Annotated in this window: 20 protein-coding genes and 2 tRNA genes; 9 read left to right on the plus strand and 13 right to left on the minus strand. The window is 64.2% G+C overall.

What is annotated here, in order from left to right; genetic code table 11:
• Positions 1-808, minus strand: an 808-nt coding sequence (locus tag PKD06_RS10795; protein ID WP_324380182.1) for a 1-deoxy-D-xylulose-5-phosphate synthase N-terminal domain-containing protein, incomplete at its 3' end; no start/stop codon positions are given.
• 106 nt (positions 809-914) lie between these two features.
• Positions 915-1,847 carry a farnesyl diphosphate synthase gene (locus PKD06_RS10800; protein WP_324380183.1) on the minus strand — a complete coding sequence of 311 codons (933 nt, stop codon included), beginning with the start codon at positions 1,845-1,847 and terminating at the stop codon, positions 915-917.
• Between the two features lie 131 nt (positions 1,848-1,978).
• On the opposite strand from PKD06_RS10800, the gene PKD06_RS10805 reads away from it, so the two are divergent.
• Complete coding sequence (locus PKD06_RS10805; RefSeq protein ID WP_324380184.1) at positions 1,979-2,167, plus strand: hypothetical protein; 189 nt, start codon at positions 1,979-1,981, stop codon at positions 2,165-2,167.
• A 48-nt stretch (positions 2,168-2,215) separates the two neighbouring features.
• Here PKD06_RS10805 and PKD06_RS10810 read toward each other — a convergent pair whose 3' ends face one another.
• Positions 2,216-2,620 (minus strand): hypothetical protein, encoded by a 405-nt coding sequence (locus PKD06_RS10810; RefSeq protein ID WP_324380185.1) that lies wholly within the window; start codon positions 2,618-2,620, stop codon positions 2,216-2,218.
• A 204-nt stretch (positions 2,621-2,824) separates the two neighbouring features.
• Here PKD06_RS10810 and PKD06_RS10815 point away from each other — a divergent pair.
• Positions 2,825-2,909, plus strand: a tRNA-Leu gene (locus tag PKD06_RS10815).
• A 32-nt stretch (positions 2,910-2,941) separates the two neighbouring features.
• Here PKD06_RS10815 and PKD06_RS10820 read toward each other — a convergent pair.
• Positions 2,942-4,417 carry an AMP nucleosidase gene (locus tag PKD06_RS10820; RefSeq protein WP_324380186.1) on the minus strand — a complete coding sequence of 492 codons (1,476 nt, stop codon included), beginning with the start codon at positions 4,415-4,417 and terminating at the stop codon, positions 2,942-2,944.
• A 56-nt stretch (positions 4,418-4,473) separates the two neighbouring features.
• Positions 4,474-5,082 (minus strand): phosphatase, encoded by a 609-nt coding sequence (locus PKD06_RS10825; RefSeq protein WP_324380187.1) that lies wholly within the window; start codon positions 5,080-5,082, stop codon positions 4,474-4,476.
• A 641-nt stretch (positions 5,083-5,723) separates the two neighbouring features.
• On the opposite strand from PKD06_RS10825, the gene PKD06_RS10830 reads away from it, so the two are divergent.
• Both PKD06_RS10830 and PKD06_RS10835 read left to right on the plus strand, forming a co-directional pair.
• Positions 5,724-6,554: a glycosyltransferase family 2 protein gene (locus PKD06_RS10830; RefSeq protein WP_324380213.1), complete on the plus strand. Its 831-nt coding sequence runs from the start codon at positions 5,724-5,726 to the stop codon at positions 6,552-6,554.
• A gap of 14 nt (positions 6,555-6,568) precedes the next feature.
• Positions 6,569-6,661, plus strand: a tRNA-Ser gene (locus PKD06_RS10835).
• A 219-nt stretch (positions 6,662-6,880) separates the two neighbouring features.
• On the opposite strand, the gene PKD06_RS10840 is transcribed toward PKD06_RS10835, so the two are convergent.
• Complete coding sequence (locus tag PKD06_RS10840) at positions 6,881-7,564, minus strand: type IIL restriction-modification enzyme MmeI (protein ID WP_324380188.1); 684 nt, start codon at positions 7,562-7,564, stop codon at positions 6,881-6,883.
• A gap of 289 nt (positions 7,565-7,853) precedes the next feature.
• Here PKD06_RS10840 and PKD06_RS10845 point away from each other — a divergent pair, with 289 nt between their 5' ends.
• The gene (locus PKD06_RS10845; protein WP_324380189.1) at positions 7,854-8,078 is read left to right on the plus strand and encodes a hypothetical protein; all 225 of its coding nucleotides are present in this window, start codon (positions 7,854-7,856) and stop codon (positions 8,076-8,078) included.
• Positions 8,079-8,376: 298 nt separating this feature from the next.
• Here PKD06_RS10845 and PKD06_RS10850 read toward each other — a convergent pair whose 3' ends face one another.
• Entirely contained in the window at positions 8,377-9,240 is an 864-nt protein-coding gene (locus PKD06_RS10850; protein ID WP_324380214.1) for a LysR family transcriptional regulator, read from the minus strand.
• Between PKD06_RS10850 and PKD06_RS10855 the strand changes: the two genes are divergently transcribed.
• The 3 genes from PKD06_RS10855 (at position 9,124) to PKD06_RS10865 (ending at position 11,087) form a co-directional block, all read left to right on the plus strand.
• Positions 9,124-9,450 carry a hypothetical protein gene (locus PKD06_RS10855; protein WP_324380216.1) on the plus strand — a complete coding sequence of 109 codons (327 nt, stop codon included), beginning with the start codon at positions 9,124-9,126 and terminating at the stop codon, positions 9,448-9,450. The genes PKD06_RS10850 and PKD06_RS10855 overlap by 117 nt on opposite strands.
• Positions 9,423-10,370, plus strand: coding sequence for a ring-cleaving dioxygenase (locus PKD06_RS10860; protein WP_324380190.1), 948 nt, complete (start codon positions 9,423-9,425; stop codon positions 10,368-10,370). The genes PKD06_RS10855 and PKD06_RS10860 overlap by 28 nt, the downstream gene beginning before the upstream one ends.
• A gap of 87 nt (positions 10,371-10,457) precedes the next feature.
• Complete coding sequence (locus tag PKD06_RS10865) at positions 10,458-11,087, plus strand: glutathione S-transferase N-terminal domain-containing protein (RefSeq protein ID WP_324380191.1); 630 nt, start codon at positions 10,458-10,460, stop codon at positions 11,085-11,087.
• A 73-nt stretch (positions 11,088-11,160) separates the two neighbouring features.
• On the opposite strand, the gene PKD06_RS10870 is transcribed toward PKD06_RS10865, so the two are convergent.
• On the minus strand, positions 11,161-12,135 hold the full coding sequence (locus tag PKD06_RS10870; RefSeq protein ID WP_324380192.1) for a Dyp-type peroxidase: 975 nt from the start codon (positions 12,133-12,135) through the stop codon (positions 11,161-11,163).
• A gap of 396 nt (positions 12,136-12,531) precedes the next feature.
• On the opposite strand from PKD06_RS10870, the gene PKD06_RS10875 reads away from it, so the two are divergent.
• Positions 12,532-14,019, plus strand: a complete 1,488-nt coding sequence (locus PKD06_RS10875) for a hypothetical protein (protein WP_324380193.1) — start codon at positions 12,532-12,534, stop codon at positions 14,017-14,019.
• Between the two features lie 20 nt (positions 14,020-14,039).
• On the opposite strand, the gene PKD06_RS10880 is transcribed toward PKD06_RS10875, so the two are convergent.
• The 5 genes from PKD06_RS10880 to PKD06_RS10900 are packed head-to-tail and all read right to left on the minus strand — an operon-like array spanning position 14,040 to position 18,828.
• Positions 14,040-14,762, minus strand: a complete 723-nt coding sequence (locus PKD06_RS10880; RefSeq protein ID WP_324380194.1) for a GNAT family N-acetyltransferase — start codon at positions 14,760-14,762, stop codon at positions 14,040-14,042.
• The gene (locus PKD06_RS10885; protein WP_324380195.1) at positions 14,752-15,165 is read right to left on the minus strand and encodes a GtrA family protein; all 414 of its coding nucleotides are present in this window, start codon (positions 15,163-15,165) and stop codon (positions 14,752-14,754) included. The genes PKD06_RS10880 and PKD06_RS10885 overlap by 11 nt, the downstream gene beginning before the upstream one ends.
• Positions 15,158-16,132: a glycosyltransferase family 2 protein gene (locus PKD06_RS10890; protein ID WP_324380196.1), complete on the minus strand. Its 975-nt coding sequence runs from the start codon at positions 16,130-16,132 to the stop codon at positions 15,158-15,160. Before PKD06_RS10890 ends, PKD06_RS10885 begins: the two co-directional genes overlap by 8 nt.
• Complete coding sequence (gene rffA / locus PKD06_RS10895) at positions 16,129-17,280, minus strand: dTDP-4-amino-4,6-dideoxygalactose transaminase (RefSeq protein ID WP_324380197.1); 1,152 nt, start codon at positions 17,278-17,280, stop codon at positions 16,129-16,131. Before rffA ends, PKD06_RS10890 begins: the two co-directional genes overlap by 4 nt.
• Before the next feature lie 3 nt (positions 17,281-17,283).
• Positions 17,284-18,828 carry a hypothetical protein gene (locus PKD06_RS10900; protein WP_324380198.1) on the minus strand — a complete coding sequence of 515 codons (1,545 nt, stop codon included), beginning with the start codon at positions 18,826-18,828 and terminating at the stop codon, positions 17,284-17,286.
• Between the last annotated feature and the right edge of the window lie 215 nt (positions 18,829-19,043).

The raw sequence follows: 19,043 nt of genomic DNA on the forward strand, positions 1-19,043 counted from the left end.
CGTCCCGCACGTTCTTCAGCACCGGCAGCAGGTGGTCGAGGTTGTGGCCGTCGATGGGGCCCACATAATAAAAGCCTAGCTCCTCGAAGAGGGTGCCGCCGGTCCAGAAGCCGCGGGCGAATTCCTCGGCCCGCGCCGCGCCGCGCTCCACGAACTTGGGCAGGTGGCCGGCGATCTGCTTGCCGATCTCCCGCAGCGAGCGGTAGGTCTGCCCCGAAATCAGTCGCGCCAGATAGGCCGACATGGCCCCCGTGGGCGGGGCGATGGACATGTCGTTGTCGTTGAGGATGACGATGAGGCGCGAATCCATGGCCCCGGCATTGTTCATGGCCTCATAGGCCATGCCCGCCGACATCGCCCCATCGCCGATCACCGCGATGACGTTGTTCGTGCCGTGCTGCTGGTCGCGCCCGATGGCCATGCCGAGCCCGGCCGAGATCGAGGTCGAGGAATGGGCCGCGCCGAACGGGTCGTATTCGCTTTCCGAGCGCTTGGTGAAGCCCGACAGGCCTCCTCCCTGGCGGAGCGTGCGGATGCGCGAGCGCCGCCCGGTCAGGATCTTGTGCGGATAGGCCTGGTGCCCGACATCCCAGATCAGCCGGTCGCGCGGCGTGTCGAAGACATAGTGCAGTGCGACCGTCAGCTCGACGACACCGAGCCCTGCGCCCAGATGTCCGCCGGTGACGGAGACCGCGTCGATCGTCTCCGCCCGCAATTCGTCGGCGAGGGCCGTGAGCTGGTCTTCGGGGAGGCGGCGGAGATCTTCGGGGGTATCGACGCGGTCGAGCAGTGGAGTTGAAACAGCCAACGAGGTGAGCCACTTCCTGAATGGATTTGGGCCTACCTCTGCACCCTTTCGAGCCAAAAGAGAACCCGTCCCGGCCGCTTGCGGCAGCGCAAGTCTGGAATCAGTGTCAATTCTGCCGCTCGGCGACGAAGGAGGCGGTCGCGCGCAGGACCTCGGCCCGCCCGCCGAACGGGGCGAGCGCCGCCTGCGCCTCCGCGACGAGCGCCCTGAGGCGGGCCCGCGCCGGCTCGATCCCGAGCAGGGTGACCAGCGTCGCCTTGCCGCGCGCGGCATCCTTGCCCGTTGCCTTGCCGACGAGCGCGGCATCGCCCTCGTGGTCGAGAAGGTCGTCCGCGATCTGGAACGCCTTGCCGAGGGCGCGCCCATAGGCCGCGAGAGCCTGCCTGTCGCGATCGGCGGCCCGGCCCGCGATCGCCCCCATCTCCACGGCCGCGGCGAGAATCGCGCCCGTCTTCATGGCCTGGAGGCGCAGCGTGCCTTCCTCGTCGGCGGGGAGGGGCTTGCCGTCCGGCGTGAAGCGTCCCTCCGCTTCGAGGTCGAGCATCTGGCCGCCCACCATGCCGCCGAGACCCGAGGCGCGGCTGAGCGCGAGGACCAGGGCGAGGCGGAGCGCGGGGTCGGGATCGGTCGGCGCATCGGCCAGCATGTCGAAGGCGAGCGTCAGGAGGCCGTCCCCGGCGAGGATCGCCGTCGCCTCGTCGAAGGCGCGATGGACGGTCGGCTTGCCGCGGCGCAACTCGTCGTCGTCCATCGCCGGCAGGTCGTCATGGATCAGGCTGTAGCCGTGGACGCATTCGATCGCCGCGCCCGCCCGCAGCACGCCCTCGTCCTCGCGGCCGAACAGGCGGGCGGCCTCGACCACGAGATGGGGCCGCAGCCGCTTGCCCCCGCCGAGCATGGCGTAGCGCATCGCCTCCACCACGCGGGCCGGACGCGCGATCTCGCCCGGCAGCGGCTCGGGGGAGAGGAGCCGGTCGAGCAGCCTCTCGACGGCGGCGGCCGTCTCTTCCAGGCGGGCGGGGAGGGCGATGTGGGACACGGGAGGATCCGGGCGGCCGGGGGAAAGCGGCGCATTGGCCGATCGGACGGGAGAGGTCAAATCCGCGGGCGGGTGACGGATTGGGGCGGCTTGGCCACGAAATCGCCGGATCGCGGTGCCATTGCGCGCGGATGAACACTTATCCCTACACGCTCGAGGTGATGGCCTCGGAAAGAACCCCCGGCGCCTTCGAATGGACGATCCGCCGGCACGGCAAGCTGATTCAGCGGTCCGACCGCCTGCAACGCTCCGAGGAGGCGGCGCGGCGCGACGGAGAGAAGGCGCTCGAGCGCCAGTTCGCGGATGCGGGCGGGCGCTGAGGAGGCCGATTCCTGCCCCGCGCCCGATGCGCGCCGGGGCGGGTGATTCTACCGCCCGCGCCGGAGGCGGGGCGACGCCTTCGGGTCGTCGGGGCAGCTATAGAAGAATTCGCGGTGCGTGAGGTTGACGTCACGCTCCTCCGTGATCCGGCAGAGGGGACGCTCGGTCTTCTCTGTCAGGAAGATGCGCGCGACTTCGCGCTGGCGGGTGACGACATCCGGCCCGCCGTCGATGCATGCGACCAGTGCCTCGTTCAGCGGATTGGTGCCGACGAGGAGCGACATCGCCTCCGGACGGTCGAGCACCTCGTAGGTGTCGCGGCAGCGCAGGGTCACGTTCACCGGCCTCACCGTCCCGTAGCGGCTGACGGTGTAGGTGAAGGCGTCGAACGAGCACGCCCCCAGCCCGGCGAGAACGACCCCGGCCAGGCCGAGGCGAAGGCATCTCGTCATTGTCGGTAGAGCCCCATCGCGGCGTCTGCTGCGCCTGAAAGGCGTTCTTACGCCATTGCCGGGAGCCTGTCCGCTGCGAAGCGGCAACACGGCGCGCGTGGCATCGATCCCATGCCGGGAGGCCGGAAACCGTCGCTGCCGCCCATCTGCACCATTGACGCGTGGCGTCCGCCCGCTTACACGACGCGCCTCGCCTCGCGGCGGGCCCAGGTGGCGGAATTGGTAGACGCGCTGGTTTCAGGTACCAGTGGTGCAAGCCGTGGAGGTTCGAGTCCTCTCCTGGGCACCAATTGCATCGTTCCTCCTCATTGAGAGATCACGTCAGCGGAAGGGCGGCTCGTCGAAGGAGCGGAGCTTGCGCGAATGCAGCCGGTCGCCCTCGGCCCGCAGGAGGTCGATGGCCTGGATGCCGATCTGGAGATGCTCGGAGATGACGCCCTCGTAGAAGCGATTCGCCTGCCCCGGCAGCTTGATCTCCCCGTGCAGCGGCTTGTCGGAGACGCAGAGCAGCGTGCCGTAGGGAACGCGGAAGCGGTATCCCTGGGCCGCGATCGTGGCGCTTTCCATGTCGATGGCGACGGCCCGGCTCTGGTTGAAGCGGAGCGCTGACTTGGAATAGCGCAGCTCCCAGTTCCGGTCGTCCGTCGTCACCACGGTGCCGGTGCGCAGGCGGCTCTTGACCTCGGGTCCCGGCATGCCGCCCACCCTGCGCGTCGCCTCCTGCAAGGCGAGCTGGACTTCCGCGATGTTCGGAATCGGGATGTCCGGCGGAAGCACCGCGTCGAGGACGTGGTCGTCGCGCAGATAGGCATGGGCGAGGACGTAGTCGCCGATGCGCTGGCTCGGCCGCAGGCCTCCGCAATGGCCGATCATCAGCCAGGCATTCGGCCTCAGCACGGCGAGATGATCGCAGATCGTCTTCGCGTTGGAGGGTCCGACCCCGATATTGACGAGGGAGATGCCGAGCCCGTCGGCGGCCATGAGATGATAGGCCGGCATCTGGTGGTTCTTCCAGGCGAGACCTGACAGAACCGCCTCCGGGTCCCTGGTTTCGCGGGTGATGACGGTTCCCCCGGCGCAGGAGAGGCCGACATAGCGCGACGTCCCGTCGGCGATCTGCCGGCAGGCCCAGCGAACGAATTCATCCACATACCGGGTATAGTTGGTGAAGAGGATGAAGGGCTGGACGTGCTCGACCGGGGTGCCCGTATAGTGGCGCAGCCGCGCGAGGGAGAAGTCGATCCGCAGCGCATCGAAATGGGAGAGCGGCAGGTCGCCCGGCGCCTCGTGCAGCCCGTCCGCAATCTCGTCGCCGATGCGCGCCAGCTCGGTCGTCGGAAACCAGCGCGCCAGCGACGCCATGTCGAGGCCGACGAGGCGTGTGTCGGAGGTGTCGAGGACGTAGGGGAAGGGGATTTCCTGTCCCGAGGGCCCGACCTCGAAGCTCGCGCCGTAATCCTTGCGGAGCAGCCGGAGGTGGTCGAGCAGATAGGATCGGAAGAGGTCCGGCCGCGTGACGGTCGTCGCGTAGCTGCCGCGCCTCGAGAAGCGCCCGTAGGAGCGTGGCGGGACATCCGCCGGCGCGTCCCCGCCCCAGCGGACGCGCAGCTCGGGATAGGCGAAGAGGCCGCTCTCCCGCGAGGCGGCCTCGGGCCGCGTGCCGTCCTCCAGATAGGCCCGGATCGACTCGCGCAGGCTGAGTACGGCCTCGTCGTAGAGCACCGTCAGACAGGCGAGGGCGTCCTCGGCATCGAGCCCGTGCCGGCGCCGCGTATTGGTCTGGTCCGTGGTCTGCATGAGCCCGCGGCTATCACAGCCGGGCGGGCTGCCGGAAGGAGGGACGGGCCCCGAGCTTATGCGAGCCGCCTGTGGAGCGGCTCGCAGCCGTCCTTCCGCCAGACGACGGTCGGGAACCTCTCGGCCACCTGGACCAGCTCGCCACGGAGGCCGAGCAGGTCGTCCCAGAGCCGCACGAGGAGTGGATTGGGGCAGGCGGAGGGGCGAAGCGAATGCAGGAGATGCCCGGCGCGCAGGGGGGGAACCTCGCGCGCCAGGAGGCCGAGCGCCAGGGCCGTCGAGCGGCTCACGCCCTGCATGCAATGGATGACCAGCGCCGCCTCTTCGGGAAGATTGTCGACGAAGGCCATGGCCGCCTCCAGATGGGCCACGCTCGGCGCCTCCGGCCGGGCGGGATCGGTGACGTCGTCGAATTCGAGGATGAGATGGCGGTCCCGCGTCAGGAGAGGCTCGCCGAAAGGCATGTTCCGCCGCTGGATGCCCAGGATATGGGTGCCGGCGCCCGCAAGGAAGCCGCGGCGAAGCTCGTAGGCGCCGCAGATCGCCATGCGATAGGGCCAGTCCCGCGGATGACGCGTCGGCTCGGCCAGAAGCGGCAGGATCATGCGCGCGCCTCCCGCGACCACGAGAAGGTCGGCGACGCCGCGCCCGCCCGTCCCCGGCATGCGCGCGCGAATCCGCGCCCGTGCGGGCACGCGCATCCGCGAGCCCAGCCACCCAAAATCTCGCCGGTCATGATGTGTCGCCCTTGTCGGAGCATCCGGGAAGCGAAGCGGCGCACGAGATTGTGCAACTGCTCCATGCGCCGCGTTCCAAGTCCCCTTGCGTCGCGGCACAATGGAATCACAGCGGAGATTCCAACGTCAACCTTGTTTCGAGCCCGAGGAGACGATTTCCTTTCGAGCCACGAAACAGACCGGGAAGGGGAGCGAGAAATACTTGTGCCGCGTCAAGCCGATACGCTCGGGCGTGGAATCTGGATTTGAATGCCTGCTTCTATCCGCTGTATCCGGCCACGTTGTCCCCTGCGGCTGAAATCTCATCGACGAACCGCGCGGGGGCGACGAGCCTGGAGCCGTTCCGCCCTCGGTGAGATCGCCTCTTTCCCTCGCCCAGGCGCATTTTCTTCACGCGAGCCGGGTCCACCTCGCCCGAAAATGCTCTAGAGCCGAGGCATGACATCAGCCGTCGAAGCCGCTCTTCCAGTGGGCGAGGAAGCCGCGATGCGTTCCATGCGCGGGCCGGCCGCTTGAGCGGCGGGCGCGAGGACGGCCGGGCGCTGCCGGGAAATCCGTCCGGGAGCGGGGTGGCGGCGGCGCCGCTGCCTTTGTCCGTCTTCCTGATCGCGAAGAACGAGGCCGATCGGATCGGCGCCACGATCCGCGCGGTTCGCGATCTCACGGACGATCTCGTCGTCGTCGATTCGGGATCGGCGGACGAGACCGTGGAGGTGGCCGAGCGGCTCGGCGCACGGGTGATTCGGCGCGACTGGGAGGGCTATGGGCCGCAGAAGCGCTTCGCCGAGGAATCGTGCCGGCACGACTGGATGCTGAACCTCGACGCGGACGAGGTGGCGCCGCCTTCTCTCGCGAGGGAGATCCGCGCCCTGTTCGCGCAGCCCGGCGGGCCGGACAAGGATGGCTATCGGATCGGCATCGCCGAGATCTTCCCCGGAGAAAGCGAGCCGCACCGGCTCGCCTATACGCTGCGCCCGGTGCGCCTCTACCGGCGCAGCCGCGGGCGCTACAATCCCTCGCCTGTGCACGACCGGGTCGATATGGCCGAGGGCGCGAGGATCGGCTCGCTGAAGGGCGTCCTGCACCATTTCTCCGTGCGCTCCCTCGGGGACCAGATCTCCAAGCTCCACCGCTATTCCGACCAGCAGGCGGACGATCTCGCCGCGCGGGGCGTCGTCATCCCGGCCTGGCGGGTGATCGTCGAGTTCCAGGCGGCGTTCTGGAAAGCCTATATCGGCCGCCGCCATTTCGTGCGGGGAACCTACGGCTTCCTCACGGCGATGAACTACGCCATCGCCCGCCACATGCGCATGGCCAAGCATTACGAGCGCAGCCGCAACATCCATTCCCGGCCGGGATCGGCGACGCCTTCTGTTGACCGGCTGGAGGGGAAGCCCTAATCCACCACCCTCAGGGTGACGTGGCCGAGAGGCTGAAGGCGGCGGTTTGCTAAACCGTTATACGGTCAAAAGCCGTATCGAGGGTTCGAATCCCTCCGTCACCGCCACGTTATGCGCCCCTAAGCAGTTGATATTGATCGCATATTTCTAACGGGCCGTGTCTCCATCCCAACATTTACCCCAACAAATGCGCGGGATTTCAAGGGACGCCGACAAACGGCAGCCTCATTGAGGTGATCGGCCTCCGGCCCTGCGAGCGCGATTTCGCCGATCCGAATCTGGATGGGTATCGTTTCTGGGAACGAGCTCCGCGGCGGGGGCGTTCCTCACGTGCGCGGACGGGTGTATGCGAGGCGGAACGCTCTCCAGATCGAGGGAACGGGGTGGAGCCAGATGGCCCGGAGCCGATCGCGGACGGCCTTCTCGCGCAGGTCCTCCAGCCGGATGCGGTAGCCCCGGCGGTCCGGGAACTGCGTATAGTTCTTCCCCTGGCCGGAGAAGTCGGCGAAGACCTCGATCGCACGGCCGACATCGCAGACGAGAATGAAGGGCGGCCAGCCGTGCGAGGTCGGGAGCGCGGGGGCATAGTCCTCGGCCTGCGCCTTCGCATTGAGCATCAACACGTCCCAGCCGGGACGAGCGAGCGCACCGGCATCGTCCTCGGCGCGGAACAAATCGGTTTGGCCGGCGAGTTCCTTTGCCCTGCCCTTGAGGCGCGACTGCTTGGCTTCCAGCACGAAGCAATCGCGTTTGTACAGGTCGATGCGGCCGCTAGTGTCACCGTTCGGGCGGCGCTTGTGCACGACGCGCTCGAATACATAATCGTTGTGCTCGTGCGTGGCACCGGCCGGATCGGGTTCAGGAAGGCCGAGGAGCCGGGTCAACCCAATCAAAAAGAGCGCATAGTTTGCCCGCTCCTGCCCTCCCTCGCATTCGGACCATCGGGCTATGAAAGCCTCGATCTCGCTCGCAGAGGCAGGCGGCTCGCGTTGCGCGAGAGCCCTTCCCATCTGCTCCTACCATTTTGGGTTGCATTTCGTACGTGCAGCCGCTGGGAGTCAGCCCCAGGTAGAAAGGAAGTTTGCCTCGGCTTATTGGCGCCTATTCGCCCCTCTTCCTCAGCCTCACCCCCGCCCCCGTTCTCCGGGATGAACTGGACGCCAGGTTTGATCAGGGCCTTTTCGCCCGCGCATTGGCCGCGAAAGACGGATGGGACTTCTGCACCCGACGCCCATTCCTCAGTTCCGAGGAGACTGCCCATTATCGACGGCGACCCGCCCCTATGAGATAATTCGAGTCATGAGCGACAACGTGACCAACGAACTGCTCTTCGAGACGCTGAAGGCCATCCAGGCCAAGCTGTCTCAGATGGCCGACGATATGGTGGACCCGAAATCCGACATGCGCGGCATGAAGGGCCACATGGCGGCCTTCATGCAGTCAGAGCTGGCGCAGGACGGAGCGCTCGCCTCGATCCAGGCCAGATTGGGCCGCATCGAGCGCCGGCTCGAATTGCAGGGATGAAGGACGGCCCCGAAGGACCGCCCTATGGTCCATACCGGCCCTGATATTCTTCGTGAATGTCTATTCCGGCTTTGCGGCGTCGATGCCTGCTGGACGTCCGAATCCGCCCCAGGGTTATCGCATATGGCTTTGATGGCGCGACGGAAATCGCAATGTGAACCCGATCGCATCTTTGTGTGAAGGGAGAACCTGGCTGCGGCGCGCCATATGCGATAGCCCTGAGCCGCCCCCCAAGGCACGGGAATCACCGTTCGGGCGCAATGCGTGGAGGGTTTATGCTCGGCCGCGGCGACCGGCGTCAGCCTGCCCACGGCTGGCCGGAAAGCGTGTCTGCCAGATGGTCTACGATGGCCCGCAACTTCATCGGCATCGGCTTGGCGCGAGGCCACACGGCCGAAATCGGGAGCGGCGTGGGCCTGAGGCGGTCCGCGATCCTGACCAGGCGGCCGCTTTCCAGCGCCTCGTGCGCAATGAAGAGCGGCAGAAGCGTGATGCCCAGCCCGGCCATCGCCATGTCGCGCATCGCCTCGCCGTTATTGGCCGTGATCCGGCTCCGCATCGGCACGCCGACCGTGTTTCCGGCCTCGCCGACGAACTGCCAAGTTTGGGCGGAATGGACGTTCAGATAGCCGATCGCGGCGTGTCCTGCGAGATCGGCCAGGGTGTCGGGCGCTCCGTGCCGCCCGACATAGCCGGGGCTCGCGCAGATGACACGCGGGTCTTCGCAGAGCTTGCGGGCCATCAGTCCTGAATCGGGCAATTGGCCGATTCGAACGGCGAGATCGAAACGGCCGCGCACAAGGTCGACGATCCGGTCCTCGTATTCCACCACCATGTCGAGATTCGGATGCAGGCGCGCAAACTCCGCCAGCGCCGGGCCCAGATGCCGGATGCCCAGGCTCATGGGAGCCGTGATCGCGAGCGCGCCGCGCAGGCCCGCCATGCCCCAGGCCGCGCTTTCCACGGCCTGGATCATCTCGGCCAGCGCCGGACGCAGCCTGACGGCGAGTTCCTCGGCGATTTCGGTCGGCGTGATGCGTCCGGCATGGCGCTGGAAAAGGGCCGCGCCCAGCGCCGTTTCGAGATCGGCGATGCGCTTGCTGACGACGGATTTGGAAAGATTCGCGCGTGCGGCGGCTCCCGACACCGTGCCGGATTCCATCACGTCCAGGAAGGTCCTGATCTCGTCTATGGTCCATTTCATTCCGACGGCATAGCGCGCCCGGATGTGGCCGGATATCGCCGTTCGAAGAATGCGAACACCGCGTCTGCGGGTCCAAGACTGCCATTTCGCTCCGGCGGGGCCGATATTCCCGGCAACGCAACATGGAACGGAGCGGAGCGATGCAGCTCACCGGCATCCACCACCTGACGGCGATCACCGCCGACGCCTCCGCCAACAGGCGATTTTACACCGACACGCTCGGGCTCAGGCTGGTCAAGAAGACCGTCAACCAGGACGATACCAGCGCCTATCACCTCTTCTATGCGGACGGGGAGGCGGCGCCCGGCACGGACCTGACCTTCTTCGACTGGCCGGCCTCGCCTGAGCGGCGCGGCACCCGCTCCATCAGCCGCACGGGCCTGCGCGTATCGGGCGAGAACAGCCTGAACTATTGGGCCGCGCGCCTTGGCGAGGCGGGGCTGAAGGTTGGCGACGTCGCCATCATCGATGGCCGCGCCGGCCTCGATTTCGAGGACCCGGAGGGCCAACGCTTCCGGCTGGCCGACGATGGCGGTGCGGGAACGGCTCATCCGTGGGACCGCAGCACGGTTCCCGCGGAGCACCAGATCCGCGGCCTCGGACCGATCACGATCTCGGTCCCGCAGAAGGAGCCGACCGACGCCCTTCTGACACGCGTCCTGAACATGACCGAGGAACGGGACTATGCGTCGCCGGACGGCGAGGGCCGCGTCCACGTCTATCGCATGGGCGAGGGCGGGCCGGCGGCCGAGCTGCATGTCGCCGTCCAGCCAGGGCTTCCCGCTGCCCGGCAGGGCGCGGGCGGGGTCCATCACGTCGCGTTTCGGACCCCGGACGTATCGGAAATCCGCGGCTGGGCCGAGCGGCTGTCGCAGCTCGGGGTTCGCAGTTCCGGCGAGATCGAGCGCTATTATTTCCGCTCGCTCTATTTCCGGGAGCCCGGCGGCAGCCTGTTCGAGATCGCGACGGATGGGCCGGGCTTTGCGGTGGACGAACCCCTCGACCGCCTCGGAGAGCGGCTGTCGCTGCCGCCGTTCCTGGAGCCCCGGCGCGCTTCGATCGAAGCGAATCTGAAGCCGCTGGACTAGAAGGCCGTCCGTGGCAACGGACGTGGCGGGAGGCGGCGGGCATGCCGCCTCCGCGCGTTTCCTGACACATATCGAGGAGAGAAGATCGTGGCGACCACCCTTTACTATGCTCCCGGCGCCTGCTCGCTTGCGCCGCACATCGTTCTCGAATGGATCGGCGCGCCCTATGAGGCGGTCAAGGTTCAGTTCGGCTCCAAGGAGCTTCTGGCGGTGAACCCCGCGGGCGCGGTCCCGACCTTGCGCGAGGATGACGGCTGGCTCCTGACCCAGGCCGGCGCGATCCTCGACTACCTGGCGCACAAGCATCCGCAGGCCGGGCTGTCGGGGGGCGATTCCCTGCGCGCCAGGGCGGAAGCGCATCGCTGGTCCGCCTTTCTCACCTCCGACGTGCATGCCGCCTTCTGGCCGATCTTCCTGCCGCACCGCTACACGACGGATCAGAGCGAGGAGGCGCGCAACGCGGTGGTTGCCGCCGGCCGGCAGCTGGTGGCGAAGCAATTCGGCATCCTCGACAAGCATCTCGAAGGACGGGAATGGATCCTCGACGGCGGCCGCTCCGTGATCGATGCCTATGCTTTTCCCATGATCCGCTGGGCGGCGGCCAAGCTGCCCGGGGGGCTCGGGGACTTTCCCCATGTGCAGGCGCTGCACGACCGGCTGGCCGCCGATCCGGCCGTGCAGAAGGTCCTGGCACGCGAGCAGACCACGCCCTCATGAGGTTCGAAACCGGCGCCCGGCACCAGGGTCCCCCGGCTCCTTCTTCGGGGCCGGGCGGGAGGGCGGAGCCGCTTCAGCCGCTCTTCTGAGCCGCCTGGGCAAAGGCTTCCAGCGTCGCGCGACTTGGAGCGAAGAACGTCGTGCCGGTATGCGGCGTCGAGAAATCGAGCAGGCGATCGTAAGCGCCCGGCGGCTCGCCGATATACATCCGCTGCAGCATCTTCTCGGTGACCCAGAGATATCGGGAATATCCGATGAAATACGTTCCGAATTCTCCCTGCCCGGGGCGACCAAACGGCATATTATCTCGCAAGATATCGCGCTCATTGCCATCGGCATCGACGATAGTCGCCAGCGATTTGTGCGATTTTCGTGGCGCGTCGTCGTCATCGATTTCAATGTTATCTATTTTCGTGCGACCTATGATTTCCTCCTGGAGAGGCGTCGGAGTCCGTGCCCAGGCGCCGAGATCGTGCAGATATTTCTGAACGACAACATAGCTGCCTCCCGCGAAGTCGGGATCCTCGTCGCCGACAAGCGCCGAAGCGGGCAGGGCGAGGCCGGTCGGATTGGCCGTGCCGTCGACGAAGCCCAGAAGGTCGCGCGCATCGAAATAGCGGAAGCCTGAAACCTCGTCGACGACGGTCACGCCGGTGCCGAGATTATCCAGCAGGATACGTTCAAATTCAAAGCACAGATCGGGCCGCTCCGATCGGATATGGAAAAGAAGATCGCCCGGCGTCGACGGCGCCGCATGGGCCGCTCCCTCGATCCGCGTAAAGGATTTCAGTTCCTTTGGCCGCTTATCGAAGTGAACGCGATCCCAAAGCTCGCGACCGATTCCGACGATGCAGGATAGCCGGGCGGAAAGATCGCGGAACCCGACAGTCTTGATGAGATCGTCAAGTCCGTCGAGCACGGAGCAGACCTTTGCGAGGGCGGCCTGCTCGCCCGCAACCGTGACCACCAGAAAGACTGCCGCCTGCGACAAGGGCGCGTCGATGCTCTGTGCGTCGATCGGCACCCGGTCCCAATTCTTCTCCGACATCCGCACACTCCGCCCCGGCAAGCTCGGGGGCTATAGCGTAACCATCGTTCTTGTCGCCATCCTATTCGGCTGAGATGCCGAAACGCCGGTGCCCGGGGAGGCTGGTCGAAGCATCGCCGATTCGGCATGTTTTTCGGCATTCGAGGAAGCGTTTCGCCCGTGAGGCGCTGACGATCTGATGCGGCCGGAAACTCTGCAAATGCCCTCCCTCGATCGATCGTTGCTCATCCGGCGCAACCGCGCCAATCTCGGCAGAGGATTCTCGCTTCAGTTGGATGACGGGCGGGGGCGTGGCAAGGCACCCCGATGCCGCCGGGCGACGCCAGCGCGAGGACGATGATGCATCAGCGATATCGAAACGCTTGTCGGACGCTTCTTCCGGCCACGATCATCATTGTGACGATCTTCTTCTTCCACCAGGCCTATCCTGACATCATTCAGGCGGGCGACGGGTTCGGTGTCGATGGCGTGCTGTATGCCAAGATGGTTGTTCATCTTCAGGACATGATCAATAACAGCGAGCTGTCTCGATATCACGCTCAGCGCATTCTGCCTTCCTTTGTCATCAAAACGATATTGTCGATAACGGGGAACGAGTTTTCCAGGGAAAATATCATATATGCATTCATGTATATGAATTTTTTCCTTACGCTTCTTGCTCTTGTCCTTTGGTTTGCGGCCTCTTACCGCTTGCGCCTGTCACGCTTGGCTTTCTGGATAGGCTTTTCCGGCATCGCCCTGTGCTTCCAGAGTGCCAAGAATATTTACTACTATCCTGTTCTTACAGATACATTTGCTTTGGCAATAGGGTGTGGCTTTCTGTATGCTGCGGTCGTTAGAAATGCTTATCTGGTTTTTCTCCTCGCGATGATAGGTGCGTTCACGTGGCAGATCAGCAGTGCTGCCGGCGCCCTGATGATCATTGCATTTCTTTTCGAATTTCAGAAAACCCCTCTTGTAAATCGCTTGTTCATCGAGAGAAGGCCGATTTTATACAGCTTGATCTCATGTATATTATTGATCTCTTTCGTTGTTGCCGCTTCCTCGGTCGCGTTGTCCATGATGGGGCCGGACCGAAAAAGACATTTCCTGGGAAGGATTCTCAACTTCGATTTTATCAGGATGCTGACGAACTCTCCGACGCTGTTGTTGATCGCGCTGGGGGCGTTGTCCATATTGATTGCGGCCTACCTCGCCAAGCCCAGGCTGGCGGCAGGACCTTTGAAAATCGCTGCGCATGTGATTGTCGCGGGCTTGATCATCGCGATCCCTGCCGTGATTGTCCGTTCGATTTCCAATCCGGATATCGTGGTATTTGGAGTTCAGGGTTTTCGAGAAACACTCTCGGCGCTTCTTCTCGACCGTGTCTTTTCCGGGATGGTGCTACAGCCGCTCATCGCGCATGCGGTGTATTATGGGCCGGTGTTTCTTCTCCTGATTGTCAGATGGCCCGATGCCGTCAGGTCAGCGATTGCTCTCGGGCCTGCAGTCGTCCTCATGTTGCTCCTGTTCCTAGGATTGGCAGGATTCTCGGAGTCGCGTTTTTCCATCCTGATGTGGCCGTTCGCAGTCGCGGTCACCGCATATGTTTACAAGTCGGAGAATACGTCGACTCTTTTCAATGCAACTTTTATTTTGCTTGTGATCGTCTTTTCGAGCGTCTGGCTGAGGACCAATGACGTGCTTTCCGCAACCCAGGATTCGAATGCCTTCCATCAATGGATCGGATCCGTGCTGACGACGCGCTTCGGCCCCTCGATGGATTGGCCTGCCTATGCGGGACAGGGCATCGTCGTCCTGGCCGCGCTCGGCTGGCTGGCTTGGGTCACGCGGAACGGGGAGCGGGAGGCATCAGGCACGTCCCCGTCTTCCAGGATCGGGTGAAGGGGAGGCGGGCTCGGCGGTCATTCCGGCGAGAACCATTTGTGCAGGGTGTAGAGGCTGCGCAGGGGGCGAAAGCCACGCCGGCACCAGGTCCGCTGCGGGGCGATGTTGTTGACCTGGGTCGAAACGCTCAATTGCCGGCAGCCGGCCCTCCGGGCCGCTTGCAGGGCCTGGTCTACCAGGCGGCCGTAAATGCCCTGTCCCTGCACCTGGGGAAGAACGGCGTTGAGGACGATTTCCCTCGCATTCATGTCGGTGGTCAGAAAGGCGACGATCCTGCCATCCGCGACTGCCACGAAGGCCGGGGCCGTGTCGTCGCATGTCGTGACGCTGGATTGCGCCCATTCGACATAGGCCGCGTCCGCGTCCGTGCCCGACAGGCGCGGGTCCGAATGGAAATGTCCCAGATAGCCCCGGAAGGCCGCCTTCGCGACTTCGGCCACGGCGGCGGCGTCCGCGGGGGAGGCGCGCCGAAGGGTCTCGCCCGCAGGCGAAGCGCCGGGCTCGGGCAGGCGAGCCAGATCGTGGCTGTAATAGACCAGCATGTCCATCAGCCGGTAGCCGTCCTCCTCGAGCGCCTGCACGAGGGGCAGGTGGTTGCTGTCCACCCGTGCCGTGATCATCTGCACGCCTTGCGCGCGCGCCGCCGCGTTCACCCGGTCGAGCGGGGCCGAGAGATCCGTCAGCCGCGCCGCGGTGATGCCGAAGCGCGCGGATTCCAGGGCGTTGAGTTCAATCGGCATGGGTGCCTTCCGTGTGGCCGAAGCGGGTCAGCCGCAGGCACAGATAGATCACCATGGCCGTCAGGCCGATATTGAGAAACTGCGCGATCTCGGGCCGGAGAACCCGCGTCAGGAGGGCGATGAAGATCATCGTGGCGATGAAGCCGACCCCGTAGGACAACAGGAAGCGCGGCAGGTCCCGGCGATGCGAGGCGGTGCTTTGAAACGACCAGCGCCGGTTCAGGAGATAGCTGAGCGCCAGCCCGAGGCCGTAGCACAAAGCCGCGGTCGCGACCGCCGAAAGCCCAAGCCACACCAGCAGCACGAACAGCAGGTAGAGGCCGCCATTCGTCGCGAGGCCGACGACGCCGTAGCGCATCAGGCTGGGAGGCAGCAGTCGGAGGAGGCGGGGCGCCTCAGCCACGGCCGGCCCGCTCGCCGGCGTCTCGCATGTCCTCCCCGTCGGTCGTCTGCTCGACCAGGATGCGCGGCCGATCCTGTACCTCGGCAAAGATGCGGCCGATATAGACGCCATGCACTCCCAGCACCGCGAGGATGAGGCCGGCGAGAAACCAGACGGACAGGATCAGGCTGGTCCAGCCCGGAACGCTGAAGGCGCCCGTCGCCCAGGCGAGCAGCAGGACGACCGAGAACAATGCCGCGAAGCCGCTGAGCGCCGCGCCCAGAACGACGCTGAGCTTGAGCGGGCGATCCGAGAAGCGGATGACGATGGCGCCCGCCATGCGGATGAGCCGGCTCAGGTTGTAGGAGCTGCGCCCGATCTGGCGCGCCGACCTGTCCAGCGACAGGGTGGTGACGGGCAGGCCCGTCAGCGCCACCATCACCGGCAGAAACACCTCCTTGTCGCGGAAGCGCAGCAGCACGTCGACCAGCCGGCGGCTGTAGATGCCGAAATTGCCGATGTTGTTGTTCAGCTTCAGCCCGCCCAGCGTTTCCATCACGCGATAGAACAATTGCGATGCCCGGCGGCGAAAGCCCGTGTCGCTCCACTCCCCGCGATCGACGACAACCGCATCGCTCCCCTCGGCCAGGGCCTTGTCCAGCAGGCGCGGGATGATGGCCGGATCGTCCTGGAGATCGCAATCGAGGACGACGACCCACTCCCCGCGCGCGGCCTCGAGCCCGGCCCAGATGGCCAGGTGCTGGCCGTGGTTTCGCGACAGCCGCACGCCCCGAATCCGTCGATCCCTCTGCGCGAGGCCCCTGATCATCGGCCAGGGATCGTCCGGGGCGCGGTCGTCGACCAGCACCAGCTCCCATTCCAGCCCGGATTCGCGCAACGCCGCCGCGACCGCGTCCGACAAGGCCTGGAGACAGTCCCGGCAGCCATAGACCGGCGAGACGATGCTGATCAGCGTTGCCGGCTTCACGAGATCGCCTCTCCGTCGAAATAGCCGAGCGCGTGATCGATCACGTTCTCGATCTGCGAGCCGAGATCGAAGAACATCGGCAGGCGCACGAGCGTTTCGGATATCCGGTCGGTCACGGCGAGCCGCCCGTGGCTGCGCGCGAGCCTCTTCCCGGCCGGCGCGCTGTGCAGCGGCACGTAATGGAACGGCGTTCCGATCCCATTCGCCTTCATGTGGGCGATGAAGCCCGCGCGGTCGGCCTCGTCCCGCAGCAGAAGGTAGAACATATGTCCGTTCCCGGTTCCCTCCGCCGCGAAGCGCGGCAGGCGCAGGCGCTGGCGGGTCTCGAGTTCGGCGAAGGCTTCCATGTACCGCTCGAAACAGGCGAGGCGGCGCGTATTGATCATCTCGGCCATCTCGAGCTGTGCATAGAGATATGAGGCGATCAACTCGCCGGGGAGAAAGGAGGACCCGATATCGACCCAGGTATACTTGTCCACCTGGCCGCGGAAGAACCGCGACCTGTTGGTGCCTTTTTCCCGGATGATCTCGGCCCGCTCGACCATTTCGGGGCGGTTGACGGTCAGCGCCCCGCCCTCGCCGCTGATGATGTTCTTCGTCTCATGGAAGCTGAACGCTGCAAGGTCGCCCAGCGAGCCGCAGGGCCGCCCCTTGTAGCGCGAGCCGAGGGCCTGGGCCGCATCCTCGACGAGCAGGAGGTCGTGGGCGCGGGCGATGGCCGCCAGCGCGTCCATGTCGGCGGGAAATCCCGCATAATGAACCGCGAAGATCGCGCGGGTCCGCGGCGTCACGGCCGCAGCGACGCAGACGGGATCGATGTTCAGGGTATCGGAATCGATGTCGACGAAAACCGGAACCGCACCGCGCAAGGCAACCGCATTGGCGGTCGAGACGAACGTGAACGAAGGCATGATGACTTCGTCCCCGGGGCCGAGGTTGCAGAGAATCGCTGCCATTTCCAAGGCCGCGGTGCAGGAATGCGTCAGCATCGCCCGGGGCGCGCCGGTCAGCTCGCAGATCCGGGCGCTGCATTGCCGGGTATAATGGCCGTCCCCGGCCAACTGCCCCCGCCGGATCGCGTCGCGCAGATATTTGACTTCATTTCCGACGAGGGATGGTCTGTTGAAAGGAACGGGGAGGGGGCCCATGACTCACTTTCCGTCAAGTTTGGAGGTTGCAAGCCCGGCCGAGGATCTGGAACCCTGCATGGTCCAGACCAATACCCCAAGGGAGACGGCCACCAGAAACCCCTGCCCGATATAGAAGTGCCAGTTCATCCAAGGCCCGTAGGGAGAGAAGTATATCGATTTCGGCCACTGATCCAGAAAGCCATAGTCCGGTTTTGGCCATGGAGCTTGGTTGATCCTCAACCAGAAGCGGGAGTAGATGGCAGTCAATGCTGTAAAGGCGATGACGAAGGCCGCCCCGATCGCTCTTCCGTCCTGTGTCTTCGCGACGATCGTAACGACAAAAGGCCATAGAAGAAGAGTAAATCTTGATTCGGAGAAGCCGGAGAGGCCAATAAACAGCAGCAACATAAGCGTGACGGATGGCCCGAGGGTTGTCGCCGATCTGACCGTATCAGGCCATTTCGCAATCAGGAGAAGGAATACCGGGCCATAATAGACCGCGTGTGCAATGAAAGGCAGCAGAACCATCCTGTCCGACACCCGGTCGACAAGCAGCGCCGCGAGTATTTCCCGAACCCCCTGAAGGCCAGGCGCCGGAATATCTGGATTGGAGATCGAGCGGATGATCACGGCAGGGATCGCGATGATCAAGCCCGCGACAACCATGTGTGCGGCGATTTTCAAAGGTCTTGCCGCCAGCCTGGGCTTCGCGAGGTATGCGGCGACCAATATAGATAGCGCCCCCAGCCCGATCAATAGCAGCGTCGGAGAGTTCGTCAGCACCCTGGTAAAATCAAAAGTCAGTATCCTTCCCAGAAAATTTCTTTTCCGCTCCGCCCCCATCATCGACAACGCGACCGAGGAAGCGGCAACAGTCAAAGAAATAAACAAACTGAATGAGATAATTCCATATAAAACTCGCTTATTCTCAACGAATAAGCGAGCGCCTGGAGGCGCTTTCTGAAACTCGAAAAGAAGCGCAATGGCCAGCAGAGCCCCGACAGCGCTGCTCATCTGCCACGCAAAAGCACCGAACACAGATAAGATGCAAATAAGAGGCAATCTTCTGGAGATGGTTGCATAAACCAGCCCGCATCCGGTCATGAGGCCATACGCGTCGGTCATGACTGGATTATAATATATCTGCTTTGCATTTAGGTAAAAAAGAACAATTCCTGATGCGCCAATCAAGAAGGCTGTCGTTCCAAGATTGAGTCGCCTCGTTATGGCGACCCAAAAGCCCGCTGAAATCAGAACAAGAATAAGGTTCATGATTATAAATATCTGAATAATATTATTGTTTGTTGCGGTTATTCCAAGTAGGCCTACCCATGTTCTCGCAATAAGCGATGGAAGCATTTTCTGCGCGTAATACGCGGAGAGTTGGTCCTGCTTGACCATCTCGTCGAGACGGGTCACCATTTCTGCATAAACGGTGCCGTCATAGCCGACCCCGTTTCCTGCAGGAATGATCTCTGGCCAGCGTGTGTGGAACGCGAAAATAACAATTACAAGAAGAAATGGTAAGATATAGATTCGCATTTTGTCTTGATTTTGCGAAATCATCGTCTTTTCCAGATCGGGCTCGACATTGCGGCTCTCATATCACAGTGTTGGAAAGAGGCAATAATCGTACTTATACCGAGAGTCGGGGTCAAAATCCGTGCGCCCAGGCGTACGTTCCGATGGACATGATGTGCCGTGCATAGCAGCAATGATCGGGGATATCCCCGAAACCGCGGGTTCCAAACGTTGGAATCAAGAGAGTAGCCGTTCGGAGC

This window comes from Enterovirga sp. (assembly GCF_035325185.1).
Lineage (GTDB): Bacteria > Pseudomonadota > Alphaproteobacteria > Rhizobiales > Beijerinckiaceae > Enterovirga.

Coding starts and splice junctions, on each gene's coding strand:
- PKD06_RS10805 (WP_324380184.1), top strand. CDS start 1,979: ATGAACACTTATCCCTACACGCTCGAGGTGATGGCCTCGGAAAGAACC.
- PKD06_RS10810 (WP_324380185.1), bottom strand. CDS start 2,620: ATGACGAGATGCCTTCGCCTCGGCCTGGCCGGGGTCGTTCTCGCCGGG.
- PKD06_RS10820 (WP_324380186.1), bottom strand. CDS start 4,417: ATGCAGACCACGGACCAGACCAATACGCGGCGCCGGCACGGGCTCGAT.
- PKD06_RS10825 (WP_324380187.1), bottom strand. CDS start 5,082: ATGCCGGGGACGGGCGGGCGCGGCGTCGCCGACCTTCTCGTGGTCGCG.
- PKD06_RS10840 (WP_324380188.1), bottom strand. CDS start 7,564: ATGGGAAGGGCTCTCGCGCAACGCGAGCCGCCTGCCTCTGCGAGCGAG.
- PKD06_RS10845 (WP_324380189.1), top strand. CDS start 7,854: ATGAGCGACAACGTGACCAACGAACTGCTCTTCGAGACGCTGAAGGCC.
- PKD06_RS10855 (WP_324380216.1), top strand. CDS start 9,124: ATGGCGCTGGAAAAGGGCCGCGCCCAGCGCCGTTTCGAGATCGGCGAT.
- PKD06_RS10850 (WP_324380214.1), bottom strand. CDS start 9,240: ATGGAATCCGGCACGGTGTCGGGAGCCGCCGCACGCGCGAATCTTTCC.
- PKD06_RS10860 (WP_324380190.1), top strand. CDS start 9,423: ATGCAGCTCACCGGCATCCACCACCTGACGGCGATCACCGCCGACGCC.
- PKD06_RS10870 (WP_324380192.1), bottom strand. CDS start 12,135: ATGTCGGAGAAGAATTGGGACCGGGTGCCGATCGACGCACAGAGCATC.
- PKD06_RS10880 (WP_324380194.1), bottom strand. CDS start 14,762: ATGCCGATTGAACTCAACGCCCTGGAATCCGCGCGCTTCGGCATCACC.
- rffA (WP_324380197.1), bottom strand. CDS start 17,280: ATGGGCCCCCTCCCCGTTCCTTTCAACAGACCATCCCTCGTCGGAAAT.
- PKD06_RS10900 (WP_324380198.1), bottom strand. CDS start 18,828: ATGATTTCGCAAAATCAAGACAAAATGCGAATCTATATCTTACCATTT.